The organism is Falsirhodobacter sp. 20TX0035, assembly GCF_028307215.1.
Lineage (GTDB): Bacteria > Pseudomonadota > Alphaproteobacteria > Rhodobacterales > Rhodobacteraceae > Falsirhodobacter.
The window spans coordinates 423,134-445,766 of sequence record NZ_JAQMHV010000001.1 but is presented as its reverse complement, the minus strand read 5'-3'; the positions used below and the strand labels follow the sequence as shown (position 1 = coordinate 445,766).

Annotated in this window: 31 protein-coding genes; 20 read left to right on the top strand and 11 right to left on the bottom strand. The window is 68.5% G+C overall.

Annotated elements, in window-relative coordinates; translation table 11 throughout:
- Positions 1-425 precede the first annotated feature (425 nt).
- The 6 genes from PIJ50_RS02390 to PIJ50_RS02365 all read left to right on the top strand — a co-directional run bounded on the left by PIJ50_RS02390 (position 426) and on the right by PIJ50_RS02365 (position 3,712).
- Entirely contained in the window at positions 426-686 is a 261-nt protein-coding gene (locus tag PIJ50_RS02390) for a rod-binding protein (protein WP_271972360.1), read from the top strand.
- Positions 683-1,000: a hypothetical protein gene (locus PIJ50_RS02385; RefSeq protein WP_271972358.1), complete on the top strand. Its 318-nt coding sequence runs from the start codon at positions 683-685 to the stop codon at positions 998-1,000. Before PIJ50_RS02390 ends, PIJ50_RS02385 begins: the two co-directional genes overlap by 4 nt.
- Positions 1,001-1,180: 180 nt before the next feature.
- On the top strand, positions 1,181-2,062 hold the full coding sequence (locus PIJ50_RS02380; RefSeq protein WP_271972356.1) for a flagellin N-terminal helical domain-containing protein: 882 nt from the start codon (positions 1,181-1,183) through the stop codon (positions 2,060-2,062).
- Between the two features lie 62 nt (positions 2,063-2,124).
- On the top strand, positions 2,125-2,493 hold the full coding sequence (gene flaF, locus PIJ50_RS02375; protein WP_271972355.1) for a flagellar biosynthesis regulator FlaF: 369 nt from the start codon (positions 2,125-2,127) through the stop codon (positions 2,491-2,493).
- Positions 2,490-2,894 carry a flagellar biosynthesis repressor FlbT gene (gene flbT / locus PIJ50_RS02370; RefSeq protein WP_271972353.1) on the top strand — a complete coding sequence of 135 codons (405 nt, stop codon included), beginning with the start codon at positions 2,490-2,492 and terminating at the stop codon, positions 2,892-2,894. Before flaF ends, flbT begins: the two co-directional genes overlap by 4 nt.
- On the top strand, positions 2,891-3,712 hold the full coding sequence (locus PIJ50_RS02365; protein ID WP_271972352.1) for a DUF1217 domain-containing protein: 822 nt from the start codon (positions 2,891-2,893) through the stop codon (positions 3,710-3,712). Before flbT ends, PIJ50_RS02365 begins: the two co-directional genes overlap by 4 nt.
- On the opposite strand, the gene PIJ50_RS02360 is transcribed toward PIJ50_RS02365, so the two are convergent.
- Positions 3,709-5,004: a FliI/YscN family ATPase gene (locus PIJ50_RS02360; RefSeq protein WP_271972350.1), complete on the bottom strand. Its 1,296-nt coding sequence runs from the start codon at positions 5,002-5,004 to the stop codon at positions 3,709-3,711. The genes PIJ50_RS02365 and PIJ50_RS02360 overlap by 4 nt on opposite strands.
- 81 nt (positions 5,005-5,085) lie before the next feature.
- Here PIJ50_RS02360 and PIJ50_RS02355 point away from each other — a divergent pair, with 81 nt between their 5' ends.
- The 9 genes from PIJ50_RS02355 to PIJ50_RS02315 are packed head-to-tail and all read left to right on the top strand — an operon-like array spanning position 5,086 to position 9,513.
- Positions 5,086-5,463, top strand: coding sequence for a FlgB family protein (locus tag PIJ50_RS02355; RefSeq protein ID WP_271972349.1), 378 nt, complete (start codon positions 5,086-5,088; stop codon positions 5,461-5,463).
- Entirely contained in the window at positions 5,460-5,837 is a 378-nt protein-coding gene (flgC, locus tag PIJ50_RS02350; protein ID WP_271972347.1) for a flagellar basal body rod protein FlgC, read from the top strand. The genes PIJ50_RS02355 and flgC overlap by 4 nt, the downstream gene beginning before the upstream one ends.
- A gap of 12 nt (positions 5,838-5,849) precedes the next feature.
- The gene (gene fliE, locus PIJ50_RS02345) at positions 5,850-6,122 is read left to right on the top strand and encodes a flagellar hook-basal body complex protein FliE (RefSeq protein ID WP_271972345.1); all 273 of its coding nucleotides are present in this window, start codon (positions 5,850-5,852) and stop codon (positions 6,120-6,122) included.
- A gap of 2 nt (positions 6,123-6,124) precedes the next feature.
- Positions 6,125-6,391, top strand: a complete 267-nt coding sequence (locus tag PIJ50_RS02340) for a flagellar biosynthetic protein FliQ (RefSeq protein WP_271972343.1) — start codon at positions 6,125-6,127, stop codon at positions 6,389-6,391.
- Positions 6,391-7,098: a flagellar hook-basal body complex protein gene (locus PIJ50_RS02335; protein ID WP_271972341.1), complete on the top strand. Its 708-nt coding sequence runs from the start codon at positions 6,391-6,393 to the stop codon at positions 7,096-7,098. The genes PIJ50_RS02340 and PIJ50_RS02335 overlap by 1 nt, the downstream gene beginning before the upstream one ends.
- Before the next feature lie 9 nt (positions 7,099-7,107).
- Complete coding sequence (gene flgG / locus PIJ50_RS02330) at positions 7,108-7,893, top strand: flagellar basal-body rod protein FlgG (protein ID WP_271972339.1); 786 nt, start codon at positions 7,108-7,110, stop codon at positions 7,891-7,893.
- Entirely contained in the window at positions 7,890-8,318 is a 429-nt protein-coding gene (flgA, locus tag PIJ50_RS02325) for a flagellar basal body P-ring formation chaperone FlgA (protein ID WP_271972338.1), read from the top strand. Before flgG ends, flgA begins: the two co-directional genes overlap by 4 nt.
- 8 nt (positions 8,319-8,326) lie before the next feature.
- Positions 8,327-9,058: a flagellar basal body L-ring protein FlgH gene (flgH, locus tag PIJ50_RS02320; RefSeq protein ID WP_271972337.1), complete on the top strand. Its 732-nt coding sequence runs from the start codon at positions 8,327-8,329 to the stop codon at positions 9,056-9,058.
- The gene (locus PIJ50_RS02315; protein ID WP_271972336.1) at positions 9,058-9,513 is read left to right on the top strand and encodes a flagellar basal body-associated FliL family protein; all 456 of its coding nucleotides are present in this window, start codon (positions 9,058-9,060) and stop codon (positions 9,511-9,513) included. The genes flgH and PIJ50_RS02315 overlap by 1 nt, the downstream gene beginning before the upstream one ends.
- Here PIJ50_RS02315 and PIJ50_RS02310 read toward each other — a convergent pair whose 3' ends face one another.
- The 10 genes from PIJ50_RS02310 to PIJ50_RS02265 all read right to left on the bottom strand — a co-directional run bounded on the left by PIJ50_RS02310 (position 9,514) and on the right by PIJ50_RS02265 (position 18,572).
- Positions 9,514-9,813, bottom strand: coding sequence for a hypothetical protein (locus tag PIJ50_RS02310; protein ID WP_271972335.1), 300 nt, complete (start codon positions 9,811-9,813; stop codon positions 9,514-9,516).
- Positions 9,810-10,883 (bottom strand): flagellar type III secretion system protein FlhB, encoded by a 1,074-nt coding sequence (gene flhB / locus PIJ50_RS02305; RefSeq protein ID WP_271972333.1) that lies wholly within the window; start codon positions 10,881-10,883, stop codon positions 9,810-9,812. Before flhB ends, PIJ50_RS02310 begins: the two co-directional genes overlap by 4 nt.
- A complete protein-coding gene (locus tag PIJ50_RS02300) occupies positions 10,880-11,632 on the bottom strand; it encodes a flagellar biosynthetic protein FliR (protein ID WP_271972331.1) in 753 nt (250 codons plus the stop codon). The genes flhB and PIJ50_RS02300 overlap by 4 nt, the downstream gene beginning before the upstream one ends.
- On the bottom strand, positions 11,629-13,677 hold the full coding sequence (locus tag PIJ50_RS02295; RefSeq protein ID WP_271972329.1) for a flagellar biosynthesis protein FlhA: 2,049 nt from the start codon (positions 13,675-13,677) through the stop codon (positions 11,629-11,631). The genes PIJ50_RS02300 and PIJ50_RS02295 overlap by 4 nt, the downstream gene beginning before the upstream one ends.
- Position 13,678: 1 nt before the next feature.
- Positions 13,679-14,323 carry a transglycosylase SLT domain-containing protein gene (locus PIJ50_RS02290; RefSeq protein ID WP_271972327.1) on the bottom strand — a complete coding sequence of 215 codons (645 nt, stop codon included), beginning with the start codon at positions 14,321-14,323 and terminating at the stop codon, positions 13,679-13,681.
- Between the two features lie 72 nt (positions 14,324-14,395).
- On the bottom strand, positions 14,396-16,372 hold the full coding sequence (locus tag PIJ50_RS02285; RefSeq protein ID WP_271972325.1) for a hypothetical protein: 1,977 nt from the start codon (positions 16,370-16,372) through the stop codon (positions 14,396-14,398).
- On the bottom strand, positions 16,369-17,235 hold the full coding sequence (motA, locus tag PIJ50_RS02280; RefSeq protein WP_271972323.1) for a flagellar motor stator protein MotA: 867 nt from the start codon (positions 17,233-17,235) through the stop codon (positions 16,369-16,371). The genes PIJ50_RS02285 and motA overlap by 4 nt, the downstream gene beginning before the upstream one ends.
- A gap of 3 nt (positions 17,236-17,238) precedes the next feature.
- On the bottom strand, positions 17,239-17,796 hold the full coding sequence (locus PIJ50_RS02275) for a MotE family protein (protein ID WP_271972321.1): 558 nt from the start codon (positions 17,794-17,796) through the stop codon (positions 17,239-17,241).
- On the bottom strand, positions 17,793-18,092 hold the full coding sequence (locus PIJ50_RS02270; RefSeq protein ID WP_271972320.1) for a DUF6468 domain-containing protein: 300 nt from the start codon (positions 18,090-18,092) through the stop codon (positions 17,793-17,795). The genes PIJ50_RS02275 and PIJ50_RS02270 overlap by 4 nt, the downstream gene beginning before the upstream one ends.
- 12 nt (positions 18,093-18,104) lie before the next feature.
- Complete coding sequence (locus tag PIJ50_RS02265; RefSeq protein ID WP_271972318.1) at positions 18,105-18,572, bottom strand: flagellar basal body-associated FliL family protein; 468 nt, start codon at positions 18,570-18,572, stop codon at positions 18,105-18,107.
- 129 nt (positions 18,573-18,701) lie between these two features.
- Here PIJ50_RS02265 and fliF point away from each other — a divergent pair, with 129 nt between their 5' ends.
- The 5 genes from fliF (at position 18,702) to PIJ50_RS02240 (ending at position 22,578) form a co-directional block, all read left to right on the top strand.
- Positions 18,702-20,213, top strand: a complete 1,512-nt coding sequence (gene fliF, locus PIJ50_RS02260; protein ID WP_271972316.1) for a flagellar basal-body MS-ring/collar protein FliF — start codon at positions 18,702-18,704, stop codon at positions 20,211-20,213.
- On the top strand, positions 20,210-20,785 hold the full coding sequence (locus tag PIJ50_RS02255; protein ID WP_271972314.1) for a FliH/SctL family protein: 576 nt from the start codon (positions 20,210-20,212) through the stop codon (positions 20,783-20,785). Before fliF ends, PIJ50_RS02255 begins: the two co-directional genes overlap by 4 nt.
- Positions 20,778-21,035 (top strand): FliM/FliN family flagellar motor switch protein, encoded by a 258-nt coding sequence (locus PIJ50_RS02250; RefSeq protein ID WP_271972313.1) that lies wholly within the window; start codon positions 20,778-20,780, stop codon positions 21,033-21,035. Before PIJ50_RS02255 ends, PIJ50_RS02250 begins: the two co-directional genes overlap by 8 nt.
- A gap of 5 nt (positions 21,036-21,040) precedes the next feature.
- Positions 21,041-21,745 (top strand): flagellar type III secretion system pore protein FliP, encoded by a 705-nt coding sequence (gene fliP, locus PIJ50_RS02245; RefSeq protein WP_271972934.1) that lies wholly within the window; start codon positions 21,041-21,043, stop codon positions 21,743-21,745.
- 152 nt (positions 21,746-21,897) lie between these two features.
- The gene (locus tag PIJ50_RS02240) at positions 21,898-22,578 is read left to right on the top strand and encodes a L,D-transpeptidase (RefSeq protein ID WP_271972933.1); all 681 of its coding nucleotides are present in this window, start codon (positions 21,898-21,900) and stop codon (positions 22,576-22,578) included.
- Positions 22,579-22,633 lie beyond the last annotated feature (55 nt).

The following is a 22,633-nucleotide window of genomic DNA, read 5'->3' as shown; positions in this document are numbered from 1 at the left end:
GCCATGGGCCGGACGCCGGCGCGGAGGCGGGTGCGACGGGAACCGGCACGGTCGGATCGACGGGTGGTGCAACGGCCTCCTCAGGAACATCGTCCGTCTCGCCTTCGGCCTCTTCCGCCGGAGGGTGCAGTTCGGGCGGCAGGGCGGCCACCTCGGACGCGGCCTTTTCACCTGTCGCGTCCTCTGGCGTGATTGCCGCGGCTGAGTCCGTCCCGATGCCCGGCGCAGATGCGTCCAGCGAAAAGGGCGCTGCCCCGGCCGGCAGGGCCTGAGTCGGGGAAAGGCGTGGCGCGAACAGCGCCTGAAGAAGATTCGCGGCCACCAACATCAGGACATCTCCGGTAATGGCCTGCAGGATGCCACGGGGATCATTACCGCTTTCTTTACCGACCCCCGCGAGACTGCCGGAAATCTCAGGAGGCTTCATGATTTCCACCGTTTCATCCCCCCTCGCGTCCCGCCCCGCCGATCCGCTGCGCGAAAAGGCCGCCCAGCTGGAAACCGCCTTCCTGTCGCAGATGCTGGGGGAGGCAGGCCTTGGCGCCGCCTCCGGCACCTTCGGCGGCGGCGCGGGGGAGGCGCAGTTCGCCTCCTTCCTGCGCGATGAACAAGCGCGCGCCATGGTCGATCACGGCGGCATCGGCCTGACCGAATCGCTGTTCCGCGCCATGGGGGGCAAGGAATGACCGTTCTTGCGCTTCTGACCCGGATCGACGCCGCCCTGGACGCTGGACGCTTCGACGAGATCGCCGCCTGCGCCCCCCTGCTGGAGGAGGCCGTCGACACCCTGCACCCGGACGACGACTTGGCCGGCCTGCGCCAGCGCGCGCAGCGCCTGTCCTCGCGGCTGCAAAGCGCGGCGGAAGGGGTGCGCGCCGCGCGCTGGCGCCTGGCCGACATCCGTTCCATGGGGCAGGCGGGGGACCGACTGGTCACCTATGATGGTACGGGGCGCAAGCACGACTCGGGCGGGGCGGGGCTTCTGACCCGGCGCTATTGATTCAAATGCACCGCATCGGGGGATTCGCCATTAGCACGCCTTTAATCATTGCGGCCCCAGAACAGTCCTGCGCCCCACGGTTGGGGCGGCGCGTCGGATCACACCGCCGCAGGGTAGAAGCCCGTCAGATGCCGCACCCGCGGCAGGACCACGCAAAGCCGTGGAACAAGGGAATCAAAAATGTCTTCGATCCTGACCAACACCAGCGCCATGGTTGCCCTCCAGACGATGAAGGGCATCAACAGCAACCTGAACCAGGTTCAGAACGAAATCTCGACGGGAAAATCCGTCTCCTCCGCCAAGGACAATGCCGCGGTCTGGGCCATCTCGAAAACGATGGAATCGGACGTCTCCAACTTCGAGACGATTGGCGAGAACCTGTCGCTGGGCCAATCCACCGTTTCGGTCGCGCGGGAAGCCGCAACGTCTGTGACCGACCGTCTGACCGAGATGAAGAACAAGATCGTCTCGGCCCAAGGCAAGACCGGCGAAGACCAGGCGACCATCCAGGCGGACATCGATGCTCTGAAAGAGCAGATCAAGTCCACGGTCGCTTCGGCACAGTTCAACGGCGTGAACCTCGTCGCCGACGACACCTACAAGGTGGACGACGCCGACCCCAAGTCGGGCTACCAAGTCCTGTCCTCGCTGAACCGCGGGACGGACGGCACCGTCACCACCGGCAAGATCACCGTGTCCGGCCAGAACCTGAGCCAGGACGCGGGTGGCGGTCTTGAAGCCCTGGCCAACATCACGCTGACGCCGGCCGATCCGGCCGATCTGGACATCGACGCGCTGCTGACCTCGATGGACACGCTGATCGGCGTGGCCACCGATGCGGCCGCCTCCTTCGGTTCGAAGGAAAATCAGCTGACGATGCAGTCCAGCTTTGTGTCCAAGCTGTCGGATGCGGTGGAAACCGGCATCGGTGCCATGGTGGATGCTGACATGGAAGAAACGTCGGCCCGCCTTCAGGCCCTTCAGGTGCAGCAGCAGCTGAGCACGCAGTCGCTGTCGATCGCGAACCAGGCGCCGCAAAGCATCCTGTCGCTGTTCCGCTAAGCGCAAACGGGGGCCGGGCGGATGTCCGGCCCCCACCTTGAACCCAATCGGGAGAAACCGGATTGAACGCCTATACGTCGCAAAACGCCTATGGGCGTGCGGACGCCCCCCTGCGCGACGCGCGCAGCATCGAATACGACGTCTTTGCCCGCGTGACCCGCGCGCTGACCGCCGCCACCGCGCAGCGTGACACCGGGTTTCCCGCCTATGCAAAGGCCCTGCACGACAACCAGCGGCTTTGGATGGCGCTGGCCGCCGATCTGGGCCGCGAAGGCAACGGCTTTCCTGCGCCCCTGAAGGCGCAGCTGTTCTATCTGTTCAAATTCACCGCCCAGCACACCCCGAAGGCCCTGAAGAAAGAGGCCGGGCTGGAGGTTCTGATCGAGATCAACACCTCCGTCATGCGCGGATTGCGGGGAGAGGCGGCATGAGCGGTCTGGTCCTGAAGCTTGGCCCCAACGAACGCGTGCTGATCAACGGCGCTGTGATCGAGAATGGCGACCGTCGCACCCGACTGGCCGTAAAGACGCCGAACGCGCATATCCTGCGCCTGCGCGACGCCATCGCCCCCGATCAGGCCAACACGCCCGTGCGACGCGTCTGCTACATCGCGCAGCTGGTCCTGTCGGGCGATGCCGAACCCATGCTGGCCCGCCGCCAGCTGCTGATGGGGATCGAGCAGTTGAGCCAGGTGCTGACCGACCATGACAGCCGCGCGCTTCTGACCGAGGCCACGAGTGCCGTCCTCACCCAGCAGTTCTACAGCGCGCTGAAGACCCTCCGCTCCCTCCTCCCGCGCGAGGAGCGTTTGCTGGCCGCGGGCGAGGCATGAGCTTCACCCCTGTCGTCCCGATGTCCGGCTATGCCGGATGGACCTTCCTGCAGCGCACGATGGACAAGCAGAAGGACGCGTTCGACTCCTCCGCCACGATGCAGCGGGACGAAGCCTATTTCCGCGAGAAGATCGGCAACGTCCGCACCGCTGAGGATCTGGTGTCCGACCGCCGCCTGCTGAAGGTGGCGCTGGGCGCGTTCGGACTTGATGGGGACATCAACAACAGCTTCTTCATCCGCAAGGTGCTGGAGGAGGGCACGACGGAAAAATCGGCACTGGCCAACCGCCTGTCCGACAAGACCTACCGCGCCCTGTCCGAAGCTTTCGGCTTCGACAACGCCAAGGCGCCGGAAACCACCAAGACCGGTTTCGCGGACAAAATCCTGTCCCGCTATTCCGACAAGCAGTTCGAAGCGGCGGTGGGCGAGCAGAACACCAGCATGCGCCTGGCCCTGAACGCGCAGCGCGAACTGGGCGAACTGGTCAAGAAGGATTCAAGCGACCTGACCAAGTGGTACACGGTGCTCGGCTCCGAACCGCTGCGTCAGGTGATGCAGACGGCGTTCAACCTCCCCACGGCCTTCGCCTCCATCGATCTGGACCAGCAGGTGCGCCAGATCCAGGACAAGTTCGACAGTCTGATGGGGACGGAGTCGCTGTCGACCCTGTCCGACCCCAAGCAGATGGACAAGCTGCTGAAGCGCTTCCTGACCATGTCGCAGATCACCGAAAGCGCCAACACCGTCACGTCGCCCACGTTGCAGATCCTGCAATCGGGTGGGTCGGCCTCCAACATCCTGTCAATTCTGCGCTAACGCAACGCTTCCTCCAGCCGCTGGAAGGCGTGGGTGGTGCTGGACGAGGATTCCGCCAGGAACGCGTCCAGCTTCGGCCACAAGCGCACGGCCAGATCGACCTGCGGGTCCGATCCCTTTGCGTAAAGCCCTGCTTGCACCATCATCTCGGCCCGGTCCCAGGCGCCCAGAACCTGCCGCGCGCGGGCGATCTGCGCGTTTTCCGCCGGCGTTGCCGCCTTGGGCAGACTGCGCGACACGGACCGCAGCAGGTCGACGGCCGGGAACCGCCCGCGTTCGGCGATGCTGCGATCCATCACCACGTGACCGTCGATGGTGCCGCGCAGGATGTCGGCCACCGGCTCCTCCATGTTGGAACCGGCCACCAGCACGCTGAAGACCGCCGTGATGTCGCCCTGACCCTCGGCCCCCGGGCCCGCGCGTTCGGCCAGCGACATGATCGCGTGGCTGGTGGACGGAGGGTAGCCGCGCAGGGACGCGGCCTCGCCCCCGGCCACGGACATTTCGCGATGCGCCTCGGCAAAGCGGGTGATGGAATCGGCCAGCAGCAGCACATGCAGCCCCCGGTCGCGGAAATGTTCGGCCACCGTCATCGCGGCCAGCGCGCAGCGCCGCCGAATCGCGGGCGACCGGTCCGAGGTGGCGGCCACGACTACGGCGCGGGCCATGCCCTCGGCGCCCAGCACATGTTCCACGAACTCCCGCACCTCGCGCCCGCGTTCGCCCACCAGCGCGATCACCACCAGATCGGCCTGCACGCCGCGTGCGAAGCCCGCCAGCAAGGTGGACTTGCCCACACCGGAGCCTGCAAAAAGCCCGATCCGCTGCCCCCGCACCAGCGGCAGCAGCGTGTCGAACACCGCCATGCCCGTGGCCAGCCGCGCCCCCATCGGGCGGCGATGGGCGGGCGGCGGCGGGGCGGCGCGCAGGCTGCGGGGCAGGGGGCCCTCCATCAGCGGCCGGTCGTCCAGCGGACGGCCCAGGGGGTCGATCACCCGGCCGATCCAGCTGTCATCGGGCGACAGCACGGCCGCCCCCTCCAGCAGCACCGGATCGTCGATGGCCAGCCCTTCGGTCGCGTCGTCGGCCATCACGGTCAGGGCGTCCGCGGCCAGTTCCACAACCTCCCCCCCGCAGCGGTCGGAGATGGTCACTCGGTCCCCCAGCGCGGCCACGTCCGACAGGCCCGCGACGCGGATCGCGCCGCCCCCCAGCGAGGCGATGCGCCCCACGCGGCGTTGGGGGGAGATGCGGGCCAGACGCGCGGTCAGCCGGTCGAACGATACGGACATGGTCGCTCCTTTCCGATGCTTACCTTTTCTAAAGGAATCACCCTTAAGCCAAGGTGAAAGGTGATCGAGGGAGAAGCCCCGATGTTTGAAAGTCTGAAGATCGTGAAGATGGCGCATGCCATGGCCGAACATGCCGGGGCCCGGCAGGGGCTGGTGGCGCAGAACATCGCCAACGCCGACACGCCCGGCTACAAGGCGCGCGACCTGGCCGATTTCGGCCAGAGCTATGCCGAAACCGGCGGCCTGCGCGCCACGCGTCCGGGCCATGTCGGCGGCGGCGCGTCTACCACCGCGCAGGTCGTGCAATCCTCGCTGAGCGAGGATCCCAACGGCAACACCGTGTCGCTGGACCAGGAGATGGTCCGCGCGGTGGAGATCCGGCAGGAGCACGACATGGCCCTGTCCATCTACCGCGCCACGTCCGACATCCTGCGCGCCAGCCTTGGCAACAAGGGATGAGCGATCTTCTCCAGTCCCTTTCGCTCTCCGCCTCGGGGATGACGGCGCAAACGCAGCGCCTGCGCCACGTGTCGGAAAACATCGCGAACGCCGACACCCCCGGCTATCACCGCAAGACAGTCAGCTTTGCCGAAACGCTGCAGGGCGGCGTTTCCACCGGCCCCGTGCAGCTGGACCGCAGCCCGCTGACCAGCGTCTACGACCCCTCGAACCCGCTGGCCGACGACACGGGCCATTTCGACAGTTCCAATGTCGATCTGGTGGTGGAGATCGCCGACGCCCGGGAAGCGCAGCGCAGCTACGAGGCCAACCTTCGCATGTTCGACCAGGCACGTCAGATGACGCAGGGCCTGTTCGACCTTCTTCGCCGTTAAAAAGGGTCCGCAATGGATATCAGCGCAACATTCGCCGCGCAGGGCTACGTCAAGGCCCGCCCCGCGACGGAACCCGCCGCCGGCGGCCTTCTGGGCGCGGCCAGCGACTTCGCCAAGGTCCTTCAGCAGGGCGAAAGCACGGCCGCCGCCGCCATGACGGGCGGGGCCGATCCCCACGCCCTGGTGCAGGCGCTGTCGGCGTCCGAGATGGCCGTCGAAACCGCCGTGACGGTGCGCGACAAGGTGGTCGCGGCCTATCAGGAAATCCTGCGGATGCAGATCTGACCATGGACGAGAACGCGCTCTTCGACATGCTGCGCCAGGCGCTCTGGATCTCGGTCCAGATCTCGGCCCCGCTTCTGGCGGTGGCGCTGATCGCCGGCGTGGTCATCGGCCTCTTCCAGGCCCTCACCTCGGTGCAGGAGATGACGCTGACCTTTGTGCCCAAGGTGGCCACGATGCTGGCCGTCTTCTGGGTGTCCATGAGCTTCATGACCTCCACCCTCGTGTCCTTCTTCCAGAACGGGGTGCTGCCCCGGATCGTGGGGCCCTGATGGACGCGTCGGGATACGTCACGCTGACGCGGCAATCAGGCCTGATGCACCAGATGCAGACGGTCGCGAACAACATCGCGAACCTGTCCACCACCGGCTTCCGGCGCGAAGGCGTGGTGTTTTCCGAACACGTGAAGCGGCTGGAGGAGGCGCCGTCGCTGTCCATGGCCACCGCCTCCACTCGCCAGATCGACCTGACGGAAGGGGGGCTGACCGCCACCGGCGCCGCGTTCGACTTCGCGATCCGCGGCGACGGGTTCTTTGCCGTGCAAACCCCGCAGGGGGAGCGTCTGACGCGCGCCGGCAGCTTCACCCCCTCGGCTGAGGGGATGCTGGTGAACGCCGACGGCCACTCGCTTCTGGACGATGGCGGCGCGCCCATCATGGTGCCGCCCGATGCAGGCCTCGTGTCCGTGGCGCAGGACGGCACCCTGTCGGCCGAAGGCCAGCCCCTGGCGCGGATCGGCCTGTTCCTGCCCACCGACCGCAACGCCCTGCGCCACGAAGGCGGCACCCTGTTCGAGGCGGGGGAGACCGAACCCGCCGAAGGCACGATCCTTCAGGGCAGCCTCGAAGGGTCGAACGTGGATCCGATCGCGGAGGTGGCCCGGATGATCCAGGTCCAGCGCGCCTACGAGATGGGGCAGAGCTTCCTCGACCGTGAGGACGACCGCCTGAAAACCGCCATCCAGACCCTTGGACAATAAGGACCGCCCATGAACGCCCTTCAGATCGCGGCCTCCGGCATGGCGGCCCAGCAGATGCGGGTTGACACCGTGTCGAACAACCTCGCGAACATGTCGACCACCGGCTACAACGCCCGCCGCGCGGATTTCGCGGACCTGCATTACCAGCAGGTCGCCCGCCCCGGCACCATCGCGGCCGAGGATGGGACGATGCTGCCCACCGGCGTGCAGATGGGCATGGGCGTGCGCCCGTCTTCCGTGTCGATCGTGCTGGCGCAGGGGTCGCTGGCGCAGACCGGCGGCGATCTGGATTTGGCCATCGAAGGCGCGGGTTACCTTGAGGTGACGCTGCCCAACGGCACCGCCGCCTACACCCGCGACGGGGCGATGAAACGGTCGGCCGACGGCCTGATCGTGAACGCCGACGGGCATGAGGTCGCTCCCGGCATCACCATTCCCGACGACGCCAGCAGCGTGTCGATCAACGCGGCGGGCGAGGTCTACGCCTATTTCGCGGGCGCTGTTCAGCCGCAGCTTCTGGGCCAGATGAACCTCGTCAACTTCACCAACGCCAAGGGGCTGGAGGCGCAGGGTTCGAACCTCTTCCTTGAAACCGAAGCATCGGGCCCGCCGATGCAGGGCGTCCCGGGCGAGGACGGTTTGGGCACCCTGCGCCAAGGCTATCTGGAGGACAGTTCCGTCGATGCCGTGCGCGAGGTGACGGAGCTGATCAAGGCGCAGCGCGCCTACGAACTGAACTCCAAGGTCATCACCGCCGCGGACGAGATGCTGTCGGCCACGGTGCAGGTGAAATGATCCGTCCCGCCCTTGCCCTGATCCTGTGCCTGTCGCCGCTGGCGGGGCAGGCGGACACCGTTCTGGCCGCCCGCACCCTGCGGGCCGAAACCGTAATTTCCGAACAGGACGTCAAGCTTGCCCCCGGCGCCGTGCCGGGCGCCTTGGACGATCCGCTTCTGGCCGTCGGGATGGAGGCGCGGGTCGCGCTTTACGCCGGCCGCCCGATCCGCCCCGAGGACATCGGCCCACCCGCCATCGTGGACCGCAACCAGCTTGTCCCTCTCAGCTATCACGCGGGAGGTCTGTCGATCCTGACCGAAGGCCGTGCCCTTGGGCGCGGCGGGGTGGGCGACGTGATCCGCGTGATGAACCTTCAATCCCGCACCACCGTGACCGGCCGCATCGCGAACGATGGCCGGGTGGTTGTCGGCCCCGGCCTGTAGGAGAACCCATGCGCGCCGCCCTGATCTGCCTGATTGCCCTGTCCACCGGAGTGTCCGCCTGCGGCCGCCTGTCCCAAGTGGGCAAGGCCCCCGACTTCGCCGCCCAGCAGGACAGCTACCAGTACCACGCCCTTTATGCGACGCCCCTGCCGGAATCGAGCCAGCAGGCCACCCCGGCGGCCACCTCATCGCTCTGGACCGGGAACCGCACGGCGCTTCTCAGCGACCGGCGGGCGGAACACCGCGGCGACATCCTGACCGTCGTGATCGAGATCGACGACCGGGCCGAGATGTCGAACACCTCGGGCCGGACGCGCGCGGGCAGCGACACGATGAAGGTGCCCTCGCTGTTCGGCATCCCGCAGCGCGTGGACCGTCACCTGCCGGACGGGGCGTCGATGGCCAACGCTGTGGATACCGCCTCCACCAGCAGCTATGAAGGCGACGGGTCCACCAAGCGGAACGAGACGCTGGAACTGCGCATCGCCGCCACGGTGGTGGAGGAACTGCCCAACGGCGTCCTGCGGATCGAGGGCCGGCAGGAGGTTCGGGTGAACTACGAACTGCGGGACCTGAAGGTGACGGGCTACGTGCGCCCCGCCGACATCACCCGCCAGAACGAGGTGACCTATGACAAGATCGCGGGGGCCCAGATCTCCTATGGCGGGCGTGGCCAGATCACCGACGTGCAGCAGCCCCGCTATGGCCAGCAGGTCACCGACATCCTGATGCCGTTCTGATGAAGAAGATCCTTCTGCCCCTGATCCTGATCTTGGTGGGCGCCGGTGCCGGCGTGGGCGCGGGCCTGTTCCTGCACACGCCGCCCGAGCCGGAAGAGGACGCCCCCGCGGCCCCCGAGGCCAAGGCGACCGACCACGATTATGTCAAGCTGAGCAACCAGTTCGTCATCCCCGTGGTGGCCACCGGGCGCGTCACCTCCATGGTCGTGCTGTCGCTAAGCCTGGAAGTCACCGCCGGTGAGACAGAGGCCGTCTTCGCGCGCGAACCGAAGCTGCGCGACAGCTTCCTGCAGGTCCTGTTCGATTTCGCCAACACCGGCGGCTTCCAGGGCAGCTTCACCGACGCCGACAACCTGGTCGTGCTGCGCCGGTCCCTGCTGGAGGCGGGGGAGCGCGTGCTGGGCGACATGCTGAGCGATGTCCTGATCGTGGACATCATGCGGCAGGACAGCTGATCACAGCTTCCGCAGAACCTGCGCCCGGCCAAAGGCCAGACGGGCACGGTCCTGCGCTTCCAGCCATTCGGCGGTCTGGCGGGCCAGGGTCACGTTGATCTCGGCCCGCCGCGCGTCGGCCCATTGTTCATAGCGCAGCGCGACACGGGCGCTGGCCGGATCCTCGATCACCATCGGCACCTGCAGGCTGTCCAGATGCCCCAGGCTTTCGCGCCGCGCGCGGTCGGCGGCCTGCACCTCCGCCAGCTTGGTGTCCAGGATCAGGTCCGCGATCTTCTTCAGCCGGTCCAGACGGTTCATCCGCGTTCCTTTGCCTTCTTGCGCATGGCGTCGGCGAAGCGGATCGCAGCGGCGACGGCACGGTAATGATCGGGGTGGATGGTGTCCCCCACCTCCAGCGAGGCGTGGAGCGCGCGGGCCGCGGGCGGATCGCGGTGGATCGGGACGCCCGCCTCGGCCGCGCGTTCACGGATGCGGGCTGCCACCTCGTCCACGCCCTTGGCCACGCAGACGGGCGCGCGCCCCGCCGCCCGGTCCCATTTCAGGGCGACGGCGTAATGGGTCGGGTTCACCAGCACGACATCCGCCTTCGGCACCTCGGCCAGCATCTTGTTCATCGCGATCTGCATGCCCCGCTGGCGGCGCTGGTGCTTCATGTGCGGATCGCCTTCGGAGGATTTGTGCTCGTCCACCACCTCTTGCCGGGACATGCGGTTGCGCTTGGTGAAGCGCAGGCGCTGCCACAGGAAGTCGGCCCCCCCGATCACCAGCGCCACGCCGAAGGCCAGCCCCAGGAACCGGGTCACCATGCCCAGCATCACCGACATCGCCCCGCTGGGATCCAGATACAGCATCCCCATGATCCGGTCGGATTCACTGCGCAGGAACCAGACCAGCAGCGCCCCGATGATCAGCATCTTCCCAAGGCTCTTGCCGAACTCGACCAGACCCTCCGGTCCGAACTTCTGCTTGGCATTGGACAGGGGGGAGATGCGGGATGACTTGGGGGCAAGGTTCTTCGGTGTCACCACGACGGCGCGCTGCACCACCAGCGCCAGCATCGCGGCCACCATCGGGATCAGCAGGAACGGCCACATGGCCAGCCCCAGTTGCAGGATCAGCCCGGCGATCGGCGCGCCGGCCCTGGTGGACATCAGGGGGGCCAGCCGGTCCGCCTGATCCAGCAGAACCTCCGCCGTCTCGCCCGCCTTCTGAAGGGCCGCCGGCCCCGCCATCGCCGCCGCAAGGACGAAGCCGCCCAGAACCGCCGCCCATGTCAGATCCTGGGACCGCGGTATGTCGCCTTCGGCGCGCGCGTCGTCCAGCTTCTTCTGGGTCGGTTCGTGTTCCTTCTCGGCGCCCTCGCTCATCCGAAGGGGCGCTCCAGCCAGCCGTTGAGGTGGGACAGCCAGACCGTCAGCACCAGCGGCGTCAGGATGGCCAGAAGGATCAGCACGCCCAGACCCAGCGCGGGCGCCCCGATCATGGACACCATCAGTTGCGGCATCGCGCGGTTGATGATGCCGATCGCGACGTTGTAGATCAGCGATCCCGCGACAAAGGGCGCGGCTAGCACGAAGGCGAGGTGGAAGGCCTGCGCCACCTGCGCCGTCCCCCACTCCGCCATCCCGCCCGAATCGGGCAGCAGGCCGACGGGGAAGAGGCGATAGGACAGGATCAGGAACTCTGCCACCCGCAGGTGCAGGTCGGCGGCCATGGCCAGCGCCAGCCCCCCCATCGTCAGAAGATGGCCGATGGCGGGTTGGGGTTCGCCCGCCCCGCCCAGGATCTGCGACAAGGATGTGGCGTTGGCGATCATCGCCCCCGCCGTTTGCAGCGCCAGCACCAGAAGGCGCAGCCCCAGACCCAGGGCCAGACCCACCACCACCTCGGCGCCATAGCCGCCAAGGGTCAGCGCCGGAACCTCCACCCCCGGGGCGACAACCAGCGTGAAGGCCAGCGCCAGACCCAGCTTCACCCGCTGCGGCACCGCCGCCTCGCCAAAGCCCGGCAACAACGCCGCGAGGGCCCCCAGCCGCAGGAAGATCGCAAAGCCCTGCCGCCAGATCTCCTCACTTTGCCCCGTCAGCTGGGTCAGGATCGCGAACAGTTCGGTCACGCCGCCACCACGCCGATCATCGCGGGCTTGGCGTCCAGACCGATCTCGTCATAGGACAGGACCGGCGCCCCCAGACCCTTGGCCGCCACCACCGTGCGCAGGAACCGGCGACGAAGGGTGGAGGTGACGATGGCCGGATGGGCCCCCATCTCGGCCGCCTTGTTCAGCTGGCCGGCCAGGTTCGCAGCCAGGCGGTTGAACAGGTCGGGGGGCAGGGCCACGTCGCGCGCGCCGTCCATCGTGTGGCGGGCAAAGGTCTGCTCCCATTCCTGCGCCAGCTGGATCAGGGGGATCGTCCCGTCGCCGCGCCGCAGCTCGGCCACCATTTGGAAGCCGAGGCGCTGGCGCACATGCTCCGTCACCGCCTCGGGCGTGCCGAGACTGCGGCCTTCGGCGATCGCCTCCAGGATCAGGGGCAGGTTGCGGATGGACACCCGCTCTTCCAGCAGCAGGCGCAGGACGGACAGCAGCAGATCGACCGGCACCTTGTCGGGCACCAGTTCGTCCAAAAGGCGGCGGTTCGCGGCGGACCGGGCGGGATCGGACAGGTTCGTGAATTCGTCCAGAAGGCGGCGCAGGCCCTTCAGCGTCAGAAGACGGCCAAGGTTGATCTTCAGCACCTCCAGCAGGTGGGTCGCCAGAACCTCGGCCGGGCTGACCACGGTCATGCCGGCCAAGGCGGCATCCTCGTGCCGGTCGCGGGGGATCCAGCGGGCGGCGGCGCCATAGACGGGTTCGCGCACGTCTTCCCCGTCGGGGGCGAGAACGCCGTCCACCAGCAGCGCCAGCGCCCGGTCGGGGCGCAGACGGTCGCGCGCGCGTTCCACCCCGTGCAGGCGGATGCGGTAGGTGCCGGGGGGCAGGGCGGCCTCGTCCGTCAGCCGCATCTCGGGCAGGATCAGGCCGAAGGCGCTGGCGATGTGGGTGCGCATGTTGTTGATGCGTGCATCGAGCCCCGTGGCCGGGTCCAGCACCATCGGCACCAGGTCGGGGGCGAATTCGATGTGGATGTCGTCGAAATCGAGGATGTCACCCATGGAACGTTGGGCCGGGGCCGCCTCCACCTCGGCCACCGGGGGCTGTTTCTTCCGCTTCGCACCGAACCACGCGCCGGCGGCCAGCGCGGCGGCGGCGCAGATGAAGGGCAGGAAGGGCATGCCCGGCACGATGGCGAACATGGCCATCAGCGCGGCCACGGTTCCCAGCGCTGCCGGATAGCGGCCCAGCTGTTCGAAGAAGGCGATGTCGGCCGTGCCCCGCGCATCGCCGCGTGTCAGCAGAAGCGCCGTCGCGATGGAGATGAGGACCGCCGGGATCTGCCCCACAAGGCCGTCGCCCACCGTCAGGATGGCGTAGGTTTCGAACGCGCGGCCAGCGGGCATGTCGTGCAGGAAGATGCCTGCCATCAGCCCGACGACGATGTTCAGCCCGGTGATCAGCAGGCCCGCCACCGCATCGCCCTTCACGAATTTCGACGCGCCGTCCAGCGCGCCGAAGAAGTTCGTTTCGGCCAGTTCGCGTTCGCGGCGGGCCTTTGCCTCGGTGTGGTCGATGGCGCCGGCGGCCATGTCGGCGTCGATCGCCAGCTGCTTGCCGGGCATCCCGTCCAGCGCGAAGCGGGCCCCCACCTCGGCCATGCGGCCGGCGCCTTTCGTGATGACGATGAAGTTCACGATCAACAGCACGCAGAAGATCACGATCCCCAGCAGGATGTTGCCGCCCATGACGAAATAGGCGAACTGCTCGATCACGTGGCCGGCGGCGTCCGTGCCGGTGTGGCCCTGTCCGATGATCAGCTTGGTGGAGCTGACGTTCAGCGCCAGACGCAGCACGAGCGAGGCCAGAAGGATCGTCGGAAAGGCCGAGAAATCCAGCGGCCGTTCGATGAACAGCGTCACCGTCAGCATCAGGATCGCCAGCGCGAACGAGATGGCAAGGCCCACGTCCAGCGCCCAGGCGGGCACGGGCAGGACCATCATCACGATGACCGCCGTCAGTGCCAGCGCCAGAAGAACCGTGGGGTGATAGAGCGAGCGGACGGTCATCTCAGTTTCCGATCAGGCGCAGGCCAAGGCCGCCGGCAGGCACCAGCGATCCGGCACTTCCGCGCCCGCCGCGCAGAAGGGGGAAGTTGTTCACGCGCGGTTCGATCAGCGCCACCTCCTGCGGGACGCCCAATCCCTGACGCAGCTGGGCGAAGCGGGCGCTGTAGCGGGTGGCGTGTTCCGGCGTCAGCGAGTGATAGGCCCCGGCGGCCCGCGTCCAGTCGCCCGTCTGGTCGTACTGGCGGCGCAGGAAGCGCGCGGCATAGAGCGCGTTTTCCACCGGGTCGAACATCATGCGCAGGTTGGGAAAGCCGTCGGCGTGCCAGCGGTGGTTCAGCTGGAAGCATCCCACGTCGAAATTGCGTGCACCTTGGGCAAGGGTGGAGGTGGCGAAGGCCAGCGCCTCGGCTTCCGTCTGGAACCAGTGGCCTTCGCCCGCGCGGTTGATGGCCCAGGGCCAGGGGCGCAGCGCGCCGTCGCGGCGGTGGCCGGTTTCCGTCAGCGTCAGTGCGCGCATCACGTCCAGCGGCACGCCTTCGCGGCGTGACGCGACTTGGGCCGCCTGTTCGCACAGCATGGACGGATCGCGCGCGGCCAGCGCGGCCTGCGGAAGCAGCAGCATCACAAGGAAGCACAAGGCCTTCACGGGTTTCACCCAATCGTCGCGCGGCTTTGCCGCTGTCCGGGGCAGGTTAGGGCGGGAATCCTTTCCGCCCGGTTACTGCAGGGCCGTCGCGTTCAGCAGCGCCTCGATCCGGGCGCGGGCGTCGGCGGCGTCCGTGACCAGCGCGCGGCCCTGCGCCAGCGCGCCGGCGGTGGTGTTGGGCGCCGCGTCCAGAAGATCCTGCGCTTCGATCACGCGGGGGGCGGCGGGGTCCGACAGCTGCGCCTCGGCGGCGGTGCGGATCGCCTCCGCGTCGTCGCCGTCCAGTCCGGCGATCAGGCGCAGCGCCTCGCGCGCGTCCCGGCGCGCCATTTGCGCGCGGGCGGCGGACAGGCGTTCCGGCGGCGTCACGGGATCGGCGGGCAGCCAGCGCAGCGCCGGATCGGGCAGGCCCAGCGCGGTCAGCCGGTCGGCCAGCGTCAGGCGCGTGGCGGGCGGTAGGGCCGGGGGCACGGCGGATTGCGGCAGGACCGCGTGGCGCAGAAGCGTGTCTTCGCCGCCCGTGCGGGCCAGCCAGTCCCACAACTCCGCCTCGGCGTCCGGGGCCTTGCGCAGTTCCGCGAACGCCTCGTCGAATCGGGTCAGGGAGGCGAGGCCCAGCGTCACCAGACGCCGCAGATGCGCCTCCTCCTCTCCGCCCGTGCGTTCTTTCAGCAGGGCCTGGATCGCGACCAGCGTGCCTTCGTCCAACGGCTCCCGCCCGGTCAGGCGGCGGTCGGCGAGGGCGATCAGCGCCTCGTCCGCGTTGTGGCCGCCATCGGACACAATGGCGGCCAGCTTGGCGCCGTCATCCTCGGCCTGGCGAGCCACCAGAAGGCGGGTGGCGGGATCCGGGTCGGGCTCGGCCCGCAGCACCGCATCGCGCGCGATCCCGGCGGAGGTCACGTCGCCGCGCTGCGTGAACCGTTCCACCAGCTGCGGCGCGAGGTTGCGGCGCAGATGCTGGGGCAGCGCCACAAAGGCCTGAAGGGCGGCGCCCGCGTTCTCCGGCTCCCCCACCCGGGCGCGGGGAAGGGACAGGATGCCCCACAACGCGGCCGCCCCGTCGCAGCCGGCCATGGGTTCCAGCAGGGGATCGGTCACCGGTTCGTTGTCCATGATCCGGCCAAGGGCGTCAAACAAACGGCGATCTTCGGCATCGATAGGGTAGATCGCGGACAGCTGCCGCGCTTCCGCTCCGAAGCCGAGGAAGAGGTAGTAGCGCACCGCGCGTTCCACCGCGTCCGGATCGGGAACGTCAAACTCCCCCTCCAGCGCGTCTCGGGCGGGGCCGAAGCCCTGCGCTACCGGCATTTCGTTCCCCCAGGAGGCGAGGTCCAGCTGGTCGTTGGCGATGCAGGTCCGGCCTTCCGCCGTCAGGGGCGCGTCGGGATCCTCGATGAAGCCCGGCTCCTCCCCCATCCGCATCTGGGGGGGCAGGGGGCCGGAGGCGGGGCGGGGCGGAGGCGTCTCCACCATCTCCACCACGCCGCGGGCGGCGCCGTCGGCCAGCTGCCGCAGCACCGCGTCGCGGAAGGGATCGAGCGCCGGGGAGATCGGGACATCCACCGGCACGCGCGGTATCTCCGTCCAGTCGTAACCGGCGACGGGGGGGAGGGCGGGGCCGTCCGGCCGATCCGGGCGGGCGCGCGGACGCAGGGGCGCAAGGGCCAGCCGTTCCTCGAACCGGGAACCGGAGGGGGGTGTGCCGTCCTTCACGTCGATCACGAGCGTGCCGTTCCCGGTTTCGAACGCGATCGCGTGGCAGGTCCGGCAGCCAAGGGAAAGATGCAGGCGGTCCCCTTCGGTCCGCAGGCCGGCAATGCGGTTGCGCCCGATGGCGGGCCAGACGCGGGACAGGTTCAGGTCCACACCCGGCGGTAGGCTGAGGACATAGCCCGCATCGTCGCGCCCAAGCTGCCACGGACGCGGAACCGGCAGATCGAAGGCCAGCCGGGAATATCCCGGATGCGCGCCCGATCGCACGGTGACCGTCTGCGCCGCGACGCTCGTGGCGGCCAGGCAGAAGGCGGCGGCCAGAAGATGTCTCATGCCGCCTCTTTCAAGCTGCGCAGGGCCGCGTCCAGATCGTTGAAACCGGGGCGGAAATGGTGGGGCGCGTTCTGGCGGCCCACCTCGATGCAGATGTTGGCCGGGTGGGCGTGCAGGTTGGCCACCAGAACCTCGCGGATCAGGGCGTAGAAATGGCCGTCCTCCTCGGCCACGGTCTTCAGGCGGGTGGCGAAGGGGCCGACCAGGCCATAGGCCAGGAACACGCCCAGAAAGGTGCCGACCAGCGCGCCGCCGATCATGCCGCCCAGAATCTCCGGCGGTTGATCGATGGAACCCATGGTCTTGATCACCCCCAGCACGGCTGCGACGATGCCCAGAGCGGGCAGCGCGTCGGCCATGGTCTGAAGCGCGTGGCTGGTGATCTGGGCGTGGTGGGCATTCGCCTCCATCCGCTTTTCCAGCACCTCCTCCACCTGATGGGGATCGTCGTAGTTCATGGAGGCCGCGCGCAGCGTGTCGCAGATCAGGTCCACTGCCTCATGGTCGGACTGGATGCGCGGATAGCGCCCGAAGACGGTGGAGCTGGCAGGATTCTCGATATGCTCCTCCAGCGCGATGGGGTTGGAGCGGGCGATGCGGATCAGTTCGAACAGCAGGCACAGCAGGTCCTGATAGTCGGCGGGCTTCCAGTGGGCGCCCTTGAACACCTTCTTCACGTCGCGCAGCGTGGCCCTCACCGTCGCCATGTCGTTGCCCAGGAGGAACGCCCCGATGGCCGCCCCGCCGATCATCGCCATCTCATAGGGGAGGGAGTGCAGGATGACGCCCATCTTGCCCCCGGCGACCACGTAGCCCCCGAAGACCATCACGAAGATCACCGCGATTCCGACAATACCCAGCATCCGCTATTCCTTCGGGACAAGTGCGTTGCGCCCGGCCAGCAAGAGGCTGATGGCATAGGCGGTGTCCGAGGGCATGCCCGCCATGACAGCGCCCGCAGCCTCGGGTTTCATGCGGCCGACGAAGCCCGCGGCGAAGTCGGGCTCCATCTGCGTGAAGAGCGCGGCGGCGTCCTTGGGCTTCATCGCCTCGTAGACCGCGGTCAGCCGCGCGAGGTCGTTTTCGGACGCGCCATCCGCGCGGGCCAGCGTGTCGGACAGACGCGCCTCGGCGGAGGACAGTTCGGCCAGACGTGCGTCAATCGCCTGCGCCGCCAGATCCAGCGCGGCGCGACGTTCGGCCAGCGCGGCCTCCTGCGTCACGATCTGCGCCTCGCGCTGGCGCAGCGCTTCGACCAAGGCGGCGGGCGGGGGTGGGCAGATGGCGGGCGTGGCTTCGGCCGTGACCGCCGGGGTGGGGTCCGGCACCCGGGCGAGCGCCGAGCCCACGCCCGATCCCAGCCGCATCGCCCCGGCCGAGGCCAGAAGCAGCGCCGTGATGACAAGGGCGCGGCCGCCGGTCATTGCGCCGGCTCCTTCGGAAGGTCGTGCAGCGAGGCCAGAAGCAGTTCCAGCCGCTTGGCCGCGGCCTCAGCCCGGGCCACCCGCTCCTCCAGCCGGTCGGCCGAATCGCCGGCGGTGGTCTGAGCTGCCGCCAGCGTGCGCGTCATGTCGTCGACCTGCTGGGACAGCACGGCGATCGCGCCGCCCATGCCGCCTTCCAGCCGGGCGAAGGCGCGCAGCCGGCGCCCCAGGATGTGGCAGTAGAAGGCCGCCCCGAACGCGCCGGCCGCCAGCAGGATGTCTGCGATCACGTCCATCGCCGCGCCCCTTCAGTTCAGAACGAATTCGGTGACAAGAAGGTCGCGCACGCGCCCCTCTCCGGTCACGATCTGGATGCGGCGCAGCATCTGCGCCCGCAGGCGCACCAGATGCGCGGGGTTGTCGAGGTCGTTGACCGATACCGCGCGCAGGTAGCCGTTCAGCACGTCGAGGATGCGCGGCTTCAGCAGGTCCACCTCGGCCTGATGTTCGGGCGCCACCTCCAGCTGGGCGGCGAAGCGCAGGTGCTGGCGGCTGTCGGCCTGGCCCAGCGACACGACCATCGGGTCCAGCGCGACAAAGGCCACGGGCGGCAGTTCGGCCACCGATTCGTCGTGCTTGCCGGGCAGGGTCAGAAGCCCCGAATAGGCGGCGTAGAAGCCGCCGCCCCCCAGCACCAGCGCCAGCACCGCCCCCAGGATCAGGGGCAGGCGCGAAGGCTTCGCAGGTGCGTCCTGCTGAACCGCGATATCCGCCATCTTCGTCTCCGCCTTTCTGCGTCGAGGGGGTTATAGGCGGCATTCCACTAACCGATTGTTAAGGCCGATGCGGCAAACAGGCCCAAGGGCAGAAGCCCATGAAGGCGTTGAAAGACAAGGTGTTGCGACATGCAGAACGTGCTGTCCCTGTGGAAGGCCATGACCCTTGCACGCAAGGCGGTGGTGGTGGGGGCGACCCTGGCGATGTTCGCCGCGATCCTGATCCTGTCGCGCGTGGCCACCACGCCGGAGATGGGGCTTCTTTATTCCGGCCTTGATCCCCAATCGGCGGGGGAGGTCGTGACCGCGCTGGAACAGCAGGGCGTCGCCTATGTGATCGAAGGCGATTCGATCCGCGTGGACGTGACGGAACGCGACCGCCTGCGGATGATGCTGGCCAGCCAGGGCCTGCCCGATTCCGGCGCCGCAGGGTATGAGATTCTGGACGGACTGTCGGGCTTCGGCACCACGTCGCAGATGTTCGACGCGGCCTATCTGCGCGCCAAGGAAGGGGAGCTGGCCCGGACGATCCTGGCCATGCCCGAGGTGAAATCCGCCCGCGTGCACATCGCGGCCGAAAACGGGCAGGTGTTCCGGCGCGAGATGACGCCCACCGCCAGCGTGACGCTGACGGCCAGCCGTGCGGGGCTGACGCCTGCGCAGGCCAAGGCCGTGCAGTCGCTGGTCGCAGGCGCCGTGTCCGGCATGCGGGTGGAGGATGTGGCTGTCATCGACAGCCAGCGCGGGCTGATCGACACCAACGCCACGCCCCCCGCCACCGACCGCGCCGAACAGCTGCGCCAGAACGTCGAACGCCTTCTGGCCGCCCGCGTGGGCCCCGGCCATTCGGTGGTGGAGGTCGCGGTGGAGCTGGAAACCGAGCGCGAGCAGATCGTGGAACGGCGATTCGATCCGCAGGGCCGCGTTCCCGTAAGCCAGGAAACCACGGAAAAGACGTCCAGCGACACCCGGCCTTCGGGCGCGGTCACGGTGGCGTCGAACCTGCCCGACGGGGACGCTGCGCAGGAAGGCGGGGAAGGGCGCAGCAACACCTCTGAAACGCAGGAAACGGTGAATTACGAGGTGTCGGAAACGCAGCGCGACCTGCTGCGCCAGCCGGGCGACATTCGCAAGATCAGCGTGGCCGTCCTTGTAGACGGGCTGCGCACCGACGACGGCTGGGCTCCGCGCCCGGAAGAAGAGATGCAGGCGCTGCGCGACCTCGTTGCCTCGGCCGTGGGGCTGGACGAAAAGCGGGGCGACGCGCTGACGCTGCGCAGCCTGCAGTTCGACGCCAGCGCCGCGCCCGAAGGCACGCTGGCCGAGGCGGGGATGCTGTCGTCCCTGGGCAACCTCAACCTCATGCAGATCGTGCAGATTGGGGTGCTGGCGCTGGTGGCGCTGATCCTGGGCCTGTTCGTGGTTCGCCCGATCCTGACGCGCCGCCCCGAACCGCTGGCGATCGAGCCGCCGCTGCTGGCCCTGCCCGGCACCGCCCCGCTGCAGGGCGAGATCGCCGAGGCCGAGGCCGTGGAGGAGGCGCCCGATCCCGTCGCCCGCCTGCGCCGCCTGATCGAGGCGCGGCAGGTCGAATCGGTGGAGGTCCTGCGCGGCTGGATGGACAAGGAGGAACGGGCATGATCCCCCTGCGGCTTGAATCCTTCGACGAGAACGAGGTGCTTCTGACCGACGCGGCCGAGCTGGAGGAAATCCGTCGGCTGGCCCGCGCCGAAGGCCGGGCCGAGGCCGAGGCGGATCAGGCGGCGCAGATGCAGCGCGCCGGCATGGAACTGGCCGAAACCCTGTCGCGCAGCCTGCAGGACATGGCCTTCGCTTGGAACGGTGCACGGGAGGAGATGCTGGCGCAATTCGACCCGCTGCTGCGCCAGATCCTTGGGGCCGTGCTGCCCGAAGCGGCCTCGGCCGCGCTGGGCCCGCTGGTGGCGGAGGCCGTGGCCCCGCTGGCCGCCGCCGCCACGGCACGCCCGGTCCGCCTTGTGCTTCACCCCGAGGATCTGGCCGCCCTGCGCCCCCACCTGCCCGCCCCGACCTTCCCCCTGACCGTCGACGTCGATCCGCAGGCCCCGCGCGGCACCGTCCGCGTGCTGGGCGGCGCGGCCGAGACGCGGATCGACCCGTCGGCCGCCGTGACCGAGATCCTGTCGGCGCTGGACGACCTTTTCACCCTGAATCAAGAGCTTCGCCATGGATGACAGCCCCTTTTCCCACGTCCCGATCGAGATCACCGTGTCGGTCGGAAAGGCCCGCCCGCAGGTGCGGGAGCTTTTGAAGATGCAGCGCGACGCCGTGCTGACGCTGGACCGCCGCGTGGAGGACCCGGTGGAGCTGTATGTGGGCGACCGTCTGATCGCGCGGGGCGTCCTGCAGGAAGGCGAGGGCGATCAGACCGGCCAGCTGGCCGTGCGCCTGACCGAGGTGGCCAGCGGCGGGGGCGCGCTTTGACCCGTCTGGCGCTGCTGCTGGTCCTGCTGGCGGGGCCGGCCGCGGCGCAGCAGCTGACCCTCGACATGGGGGCGGGGGGCGATTCCCTCACCGGACGCACGGTCCAGCTGATCGCCCTTGTCACGGTGCTGAGCCTGGTGCCCGGCCTTGCCATCATGGTCACCTGCTTTCCCTTCATCGTGACGGTGCTGTCGATCCTGCGTCAGGCCATCGGGTTGCAGCAGGCGCCGCCCAACATGCTGATGATCAGCCTCGCGCTGTTCCTGACCTGGTTCGTGATGGACCCGGTGCTGACCGATGCCTGGGTGAACGGCGTCCAGCCGCTGACCGAGGGGCGGACCGATCTGCAGACCGCCTGGCCCGCCATCACCGGACCCTTCCGCACCTTCATGGCGGCCCGCCTTGATCCCGACGCTTATCAGGCGCTGGCGGCGCTGCGTGACGGGCCGGTCCCCGCGGTGTCCGACGCGCCGCTTTCGGTCCTCGTGCCGTCCTTCCTGTTGTCCGAGATCCAGCGCGCGTTCGAGACGGGGTTCCTTCTGTTCCTGCCCTTCCTCGTGATCGATCTGGTCGTGTCGGCCGTGCTGATGTCGATGGGGATGATGATGGTGCCGCCCGCCGTGGTGTCCCTGCCGTTCAAGCTGGCCTTCTTCGTGGTGGCCGACGGATGGTCGCTGGTGGCCGCTGCATTGGTGCGCAGCTATGGCTGAAACGGTGGCTTTCGGGTCACGCCTTTGGCCCAAAGGGCACAAGGCGGGTTGACCTTCCGGCCCCCCGGCGCAGTTTCCCCAGCGTGAGAAGTCGAGAATGGGGAAATAAACCGGTGCGTCTCAAGATCCGCCACGTCGCTGTCATCCTGTCGATGGCGCTGCTGTCCGCCTGTGCCTCCACGCCGCCCCAGGCGACGCGCCCGGCCGTTCACCCTGATTATGCCCCGATCCAGGACGGCGACATCCTGATCCCGGCCGTCGACCCGACCCTGCTGTCCGAAGAGAAGGTCCGCCAGGAAGTGGCCTATACCGGCCCCGAGGCCGCCAACACCATCGTCGTCGATCCCTTTGCGCGCCGGTTGTACTACGTTCTGGGGAATGGGCGCGCGATGCGCTATGCCGTGGGCGTCGGCCCCGAGGGCAAGGCCTTCCGCGGCAACGCCACCGTGGGCATGAAGCGCCAGTGGCCGAACTGGACGCCGACGCAGAACATGATCCGCACGCAGCCGGAACTCTACGCCGAATATGCGGGCGGCCTGCCGGGCGGTCTGGAAAACCCGCTGGGCGCGCGCGCGCTCTACCTCTACCGCAACGGACGCGACACCTATTACCGGATCCACGGCACGATCGACAACCGCTCCATCGGGCGGGCCAGCTCGGCCGGGTGCATCCGCCTGTTCAACCAGGACATCATCGACCTTTACAACCGGGTCGAGACGGGAACCCGCGTCAAGGTGCGCACCGAGGCCGAAAGCCTGTCCTATGAAGGCCAGTGGGTCGAGGATGCGGACGGCGACATTGAGCCCGCGCCGCAGCTGGCCTTGGCCGGCTGAGGCTGGCCTCGGGACGGGCGCGCCGCTATAAGCCTTTCCGCACAACCATCGGAGG